At 77.2% G+C, this 790-nt stretch carries 1 protein-coding gene and 1 pseudogene; one reads left to right on the forward strand and one right to left on the reverse strand.

What is annotated here, in order from left to right:
* A pseudogene (locus tag APM_RS13185) lies at positions 1–181 on the forward strand (hypothetical protein); the annotation flags it as partial.
* A 12-nt stretch (positions 182–193) separates the two neighbouring features.
* Here the strand turns inward: APM_RS13185 and APM_RS13190 are convergent.
* Positions 194–790 (reverse strand): exodeoxyribonuclease VII large subunit (locus APM_RS13190; protein ID WP_007423861.1); only part of this gene is annotated, 597 nt, incomplete at its 5' end.

Consider the following 790-nt stretch of genomic DNA (forward strand, 5'->3'; position numbering starts at 1 on the left):
CGGCTTCGTGCAGGCGGGGGCGACAAGGCTGCCGGCGAACGACGTGCCGGCGCGGCTGCGCCGGGCGCACACGCTGATCGCGGTGACGGTGGAGCCGCCCGGCGGCTCGCCCACCGGCAAGCCGGACATGCCGATCGTCTTCGCCGGGCCGCTGCTGCCGGTGGCGCCGACAGCCTCCTGATATCCGGCCGGATCAGAGATCGAGGCTGGTCTGCGCCGGCGGCGCGCGGTCGGCTTCGGGACGGACGCCGAGCGTGCCGTCGCCGAAATGCAGCACGAGGTGGCGTTTCGATCCGGCGTCGCGCCGCGTGGTGACGGGATCGCCGGACGGGGTCGCCACCATCACGAAGCCGCGCGCCAGTGTCGCGTGATAGGACAGGGCTTCGAGGCGGGCGGCGAGCGCGCCGAGGCGGAGCCGGTTCTCCCGCAGCAGGCCGGGGGCCGGGGCGGCGAGGCGCTGGCCGAGCAGGGCGAGGCTGTGGCGGCGGGCGGCGATGATCTCGCGCGGATGCACGAGGCGGGCGGCGACTTCCCGCGCCTGGGCGCGCTTCGCGGCGACGAGGCGGGGCAGGGCGAGGGCGAGGCGCTCGCCGCGATCATCCAGCCGCTGGCGGGCGGTGCCGATCATCGAGGGCAGGTCGGGCAGGGCGGCGGCGGCGCGGTCGAGCCGCAGGCGGACCGACTGGGTGACGCGGGTGAGCGCGCCGGTCAGCCGCGCGCCGCTCTGGGCGAGATCGGCGGCCAGCGCCATGCGGTCGGGCACGGCGAGTTCGGCGGCGGCGGTGGGGGT

It is taken from the genome of Acidiphilium sp. PM (assembly GCF_000219295.1).
GTDB classification, from domain to species: domain Bacteria; phylum Pseudomonadota; class Alphaproteobacteria; order Acetobacterales; family Acetobacteraceae; genus Acidiphilium; species Acidiphilium multivorum.